Source organism: Suipraeoptans intestinalis (assembly GCF_009696485.1).
GTDB classification, from domain to species: domain Bacteria; phylum Bacillota; class Clostridia; order Lachnospirales; family Lachnospiraceae; genus Suipraeoptans; species Suipraeoptans intestinalis.
The window spans coordinates 1-5,808 of the sequence record NZ_VULY01000001.1; the positions used below are offsets into that span (position 1 = coordinate 1).

Annotated in this window: 5 pseudogenes; 4 read left to right on the plus strand and 1 reads right to left on the minus strand. The window is 49.5% G+C overall.

Annotated features, from left to right (window positions below):
• Window positions 1–1,406: pseudogene (locus tag FYJ34_RS00005) on the minus strand (BadF/BadG/BcrA/BcrD ATPase family protein); the annotation flags it as partial.
• Window positions 1,407–1,646: 240 nt separating this feature from the next.
• Between FYJ34_RS00005 and FYJ34_RS14955 the strand changes: the two are divergent.
• From FYJ34_RS14955 to FYJ34_RS14965, 4 pseudogenes are all read left to right on the plus strand, one after another.
• A pseudogene (locus FYJ34_RS14955) lies at window positions 1,647–2,417 on the plus strand (hypothetical protein); the annotation flags it as partial.
• Window positions 2,418–2,466: 49 nt separating this feature from the next.
• Window positions 2,467–3,901: pseudogene (pyk, locus tag FYJ34_RS00015) on the plus strand (pyruvate kinase).
• Between the two features lie 257 nt (window positions 3,902–4,158).
• A pseudogene (locus FYJ34_RS14960) lies at window positions 4,159–4,824 on the plus strand (TrmB family transcriptional regulator); the annotation flags it as partial.
• A 9-nt stretch (window positions 4,825–4,833) separates the two neighbouring features.
• Window positions 4,834–5,808 (plus strand): annotated as a pseudogene (locus FYJ34_RS14965) (type III PLP-dependent enzyme domain-containing protein); the annotation flags it as partial.

Consider the following 5,808-nt stretch of genomic DNA (forward strand, 5'->3'; position numbering starts at 1 on the left):
GGATTTGGCAAAGGTTTCGATGAAAGACCCGCACCGGCGGAGCAGGCTTCGTTGAGCTGTACGCTGTCTACCGTCTGGTTTTTGATCTTGATACATTTCATATCTGTCCGCCGATATCCAGGATGCAGTCCACGCTGGGTTCAAAGAAAGAAGCCGCGTAATAGTGAGAAACTGTTTTCCACTTCCCCTTCGTCCAGCAAAAGGGCGGCCTTTACCAGAGCTTCTCCATATCCGGTGGAGCAGGAGTGGACAATGGACACACCGTCGGGAAGCTGTTGATAGATATCTTTGATGGCGGTGATGGTGGTTCCCAGAGGATCCCTTCATTGTTCCGGTAAAAGGAATAGAGCAGAGTGCCGTCTTCCCCACCAGAGCCACCTTCGTGGTGGTGGAACCGGCGTCGATTCCCAAAAAGGCCTTCCCGCGGTAAGAGGAAGATCCCCGAAGGGCACCTGATGCTTTGCATGGCGAGCAGAAAATTCCTCAAACTCTGCCTGACTGGAAAAGAGAGGCTCCAGACGGGCCACTTCAAAATCCATCTGAATACGGCCTTTCAGTTGCTGCTGCATCTTCAAAAGCGAAACAGGAGATCCCTCTTTGGCATTTAAGGCAGAGCCAATCGCGGCGAACAGATGAGAATGAGCGGGAGCGACGATGTGCGCATCATCCAGTTTCAGGGTGCGGACAAAGGCTTCCTTCAATTCTGACAGAAAATGAAGAGGGCCTCCCAAAAAAGCTACGTGCCCGCGGATGGGTTTCCCGCAGGCAAGACCGCTGATGGTCTGATTGACCACCGCCTGAAAAATAGAAGCGGCCAGGTCTTCCTTGGAGGCTCCTTCGTTGATCAGGGGCTGGATATCCGATTTGGCAAAAACTCCGCATCTTGCGGCGATCGAGTAAAGGGCCTGATAATGTCTGGCGTACTCGTTCAGACCGGAGGCGTCCGTTTGAAGCAGGGAAGCCATCTGATCGATAAAAGAGCCGGTGCCGCCCGCACAGACGCCGTTCATTCTCTGTTCTACATTACCGCCCTCAAAATAGATGATCTTGGCGTCTTCTCCTCCAAGCTCAATGGCAACGTCCGTCTGAGGAGCCTCATGCTGAAGGGCGGCAGATACGGCGACCACCTCCTGGACGAAAGGAACCCCAGATGGGTTGGCCAGCGTCAGACCGCCGACCCGGTAATGACCGGAGAGGCAAGGACGGGACCCAGTTGATGAACGGCGCGCCCAAAAGATCCGACAGGCGGGCTGTATATTTGCAAAATGGCGCTCGTAGTCGGAAAATACAAGCTCCCTGCTGTCGTTTAAAATGGCTATTTTTACAGTGGTAGAACCAATATCAATTCCTATGTGTAAGTAACGGAATCCATAGTTTATCTCCTGACAGAAGATCCGGAAAAGCATCCAAACCTTCGTGAAATACAATTTCTTTGAACCTAAAACATTATACGACAGCCCATGAAAAATAACAACTTACAAAACCCATAGAAGTTTTAAAGAATTGTGAAACTTCTATGGGATATTTGACAAACATAGGGGGAAACGGTAGAATGATTGTATAAAAAGAGAAACATTGGAAGGAGCAAGAACTGCGAAGTGGATAAGCTGGAGCGTAAATTTGGCAGATATGCCATTAAAAATTTAATGTACTATGTGATCATTCTTTATGGAGTGGGATTTGTTTTGAATTTGATCAATCCACATTTTATATGCAATATTTGAGCCTGGATGCCAGGGCGATTCTGCACGGACAGGTGTGGAGGATCTTTACCTTCATCATACAGCCGCCGTCGTCCAGTCCCATCTGGATGGCGCTGGCTCTGTATGTCTATTACATGATCGGAAGCCAGTTGGAGCAGGCTATGGGGCTTTTCGGTTTAACCTGTATTTCTTTACGGGGATCCTGCTGCATGCAGCGTCCGCCGTTATAGTCTACCTGATGACGGGAAATGTGCTGCTAATGAGTACCTGGTACCTGAACATGTCGTTGTTCCTGCTGTTTGCAGCGATTTATCCCAATGTGAGATTTTTGCTGTTTTTTGTCGTGCTGTGGAGGCGAAGTACCTAGCCCTGCTGGACGGAGTTTATTTTTGATCGCCATCGTGCAGGCATTCAGAGGAATAGAAGGATTGCCGGCGGGGGTGGCGGCAGGCGTTTCACTGTTCAACTTCTTTCTTTTCTTCTTCGGGTTCAGGAAAATGCGGCCGTATTCGCCCAGGGAGATCTACCGGGAAAAATGTGTATAAAAAGAAGGTACGAAAAGAAGTGCAGTACGAAGACGGAGCCAGACATAAGTGCTGCGTCTGCGGCAGGACAGATATCACCAATCCGGAGCTGGAGTTCCGTTACTGCTCCAAGTGTGCCGGAGACAGAGAGTACTGCCAGGATCATCTGTTTACGCATGTACATGTAAAGAATAGAAAACAGGAAGAGAATTACCAGGAAACAGGAAGAGGGGTATCACATGAAAAAAACAAAGATCGTTTGTACGATGGGACCAAATACCAACGAGGCATCTATGATGCGGGAACTGGTGCGTCACGGCATGGACATTGCCAGATTCAATTTCTCTCATGGAGATCATGCAGAGCAGAAGGCGCGGATGGATCTGCTGAAAAAAATCCGGGAGGAAGAAGGAAAGCCTGTGGCGATCCTGCTGGATACAAAGGGTCCGGAGATCCGCACAGGTCTTTTGAAAGACGGAAAAAAGGTATGGCTGGAGCCGGGAAATCTTTTCACTTTGACGACGAAGGAAGTAGAAGGAGATGAAAAAAGAGTCTCCATCAGCTATACAGGCTTGGTGGAAGATGTGCAGCACGGCAGCACGATCCTGATCGATGACGGATTGATCGGTCTGGAGGTCGTGGAAAAAAAGAAGAAGAGATCGTCTGTACCGTTATAAACGGAGGCGAGCTGGGAGAAAGAAAGGGCGTCAATGTACCGAACGTGCCGGTGCGCCTTCCTGCGATCACAGAGAAAGACAGGGCGGACATCCGCTTTGGCGTGGAGCAGAAGATTGATTTTATTGCGGCGTCTTTTGTCAGAAATGCAGAATGTATTCTGGAGATCAAGGCGTTCTTGAAAGAATGCAAGTCTCCTTTTATTCCGATCATTGCCAAGATTGAAAATGCAGAAGGAATCAAAAATATCGACGAGATCATCCGGTGTGCGGACGGGATCATGATCGCCAGGGGAGATCTGGGAGTGGAGATCCCGGCGGAGGAAGTACCTTACCTGCAGAAGATGATCATCCAGAAATGTAACAGCAATTACAAGCCGGTGATCACAGCCACGCAGATGCTGGATTCCATGATGCGGAATCCGCGTCCTACAAGAGCGGAAGTCACAGACGTGGCCAATGCGGTTTATGACGGAACCGATGCGGTCATGCTGTCCGGAGAGACCGCGCAGGGAAAATATCCGCTGGAGAGTCTGCAGATGATGGTGCATATCGTGGAAAATACAGAAGAACACCTGGATCATGAGACGCTTTTGAAAAGGGCAGAGAAAAACTATCTGAAAAGCACCTCCTGTGCTCTGGGATTTGCGACGGTGACGACGGCGGGAAGTTTGAACGCCAAATGTATCATTACGCCTACGGTATCGGGAGCAACGGCAAGAGTCGTGTCCAAGTTTAAGCCTCCGATGGATATTATAGGGGTCACGCCCAACGAAGAAACCTTACGGAGGATGCAGATCTACTGGGGGTTCGTCCGCTGAAATCCATTGAATTCCAGACGACGGAAGACATCTGCAGCGGGGCCATTGATCTGGCATGTGCGAAACAGATGGCAGAGTCGGGAGATATCATCGTGCTGACGGCAGGGATCCCGTCACCCAACGTAAAGGCACAAAGAGAAGGCGTCAGCAATATCATGCAGATTGCTGTAGTAGATTAGACAGAAAAAAGGTGCACTGCACCGCTGGAGAGTATCAGTGGTGTGGCGGCATCTTTTTTGTAGAAAAAGCACAGAAAAGGGGATTGTCGTGGAAGGGGGATGGTGAAGCGATGTGTCCTGCCGGCAGGAAAGAAACGGTCTGTTTTGAGAAGGATTCTTGACAGAGAGAGGGAAGAGGTATATAGTAGTACTTGAGAGAAACACTAAATAGTACAGGAGGTGGCAGAGTGGAGACGACATCATTTGCTGAAAGACTGATGGAATTTGGTCTGACAAGGCAGGAGGCCTGCATTTACCAATGTATTTTGGAGGAAGAAAGGTAACGGGGTACGAGGTGGCAAAGCAGACCGGGATTTCCAGGTCCAACGCATACAATGCACTGGCCAACATGCAGGAAAAGGGAGCGGTGTATCTTCTGGAGGAAGGAACAGCCAGAAAGTACGTTCCGGTTCCGTTGGAAGAGTTTTGTAAAAACCGTATCCGGAGACTGGAAGAGGCGAAAAAATGGCTCTCTCTGCGTGCGCCTAAGGAGCGGGAAGAAGCAGAGGGCTATATTACGATAGAAGGCGGAAAAAATATCCTGAACAAGATCCGCAACCTTTTGGAGGAAGTGGAGGAGAGAGTCTATATCAGTTGTACCAGAAATTATCTTTTACTGATGGTCAGGGAATTGGAGGCGCTGCAGGCCGCCGGAAAAAGGTTGTGATCATCACGGACCGGCCGTTACCTTCAAAAATGCCAGAGTATATGTAGGCAGGGACAGAGGAATGCAGATAGGGGTTATTTCGGATTCCCGCTATGTGATCACAGGAGAGTATGGAGAGGGAAGTATGAACACCGCCTTGTATTCCGGGCAGAAGAACTTTGTGGAGCTGTATAAGACGGCTTTGTCCAATGAGATAGAGCTGCTGACATTGAAAGAGAGAACTGACATGAAAAAAACACCGTTTGTAACAAAAGAACAACTGGAAAAGATCGTAGAGCAGTATCCCACTCCTTTTCATCTGTATGATGAAAAAGGGATCCGTGAAAATATAAAAGCGCTGAAGAGGGCGTTTGCCTGGAACCGGGGATACAAGGAATATTTTGCCGTGAAGGCTACGCCCAATCCGTTTTTGATCGGGATTCTGAGGGAGTACGGCTGCGGCTGTGACTGTGCATCCTATTCGGAGTTGTTGCTTTCCGAAGCCATGGGATCGGCGGAAGGGATATTATGTTTTCTTCCAATGATACGCCGGCGCAGGAGTTTGTGTACGCAGACCGGCTGGGCGCCATCATCAACCTGGACGACATTTCCCACATTGACTGCCTGGAAAAGCCATCGGCAAATTCCGGAAGTGATCAGCTGCCGTTATAATCCGGCGGGCTGTTCCAGATCAGCAACGACATCATGGACAATCCGGGAGACGCCAAGTACGGGATGACGACAGACCAGATGTTTGAAGCGTTTCAGATCCTGAAAGAAAAGGAGCGAAGGAATTCGGAATCCATGCCTTCCTGGCAAGTAATACCGTTACAAATGCATATTACCCATGCTGGCAAAGTTCTGTTTGAACTGGCTGTTCGCCTGAAGAAGGAGACAGGCGTCCATATCGGGTTTATCATCTGTCGGGAGGGATCGGTATTCCTTATCGTCCGGAACAGGAGGCCAATGATATCCGGTGATCGGAGAAGAAGTCAGGAAGGTATACGAGGAAGTTCTGGTGCCGGAAGGGATGGAGATTGCGATCTACACGGAGCTGGGGCGTTTTATGATGGGGCCTTACGGTCATCTGGTTACAAAGGCGATCCATGAAAAGCATACGCACAAAGACTATATCGGAGTGGACGCGTGCGCCGTAAACCTGATGCGTCGGCCATGTACGGGCGTATCATCATATTACCGTGATGGGGAAGGAAGAGGAGCC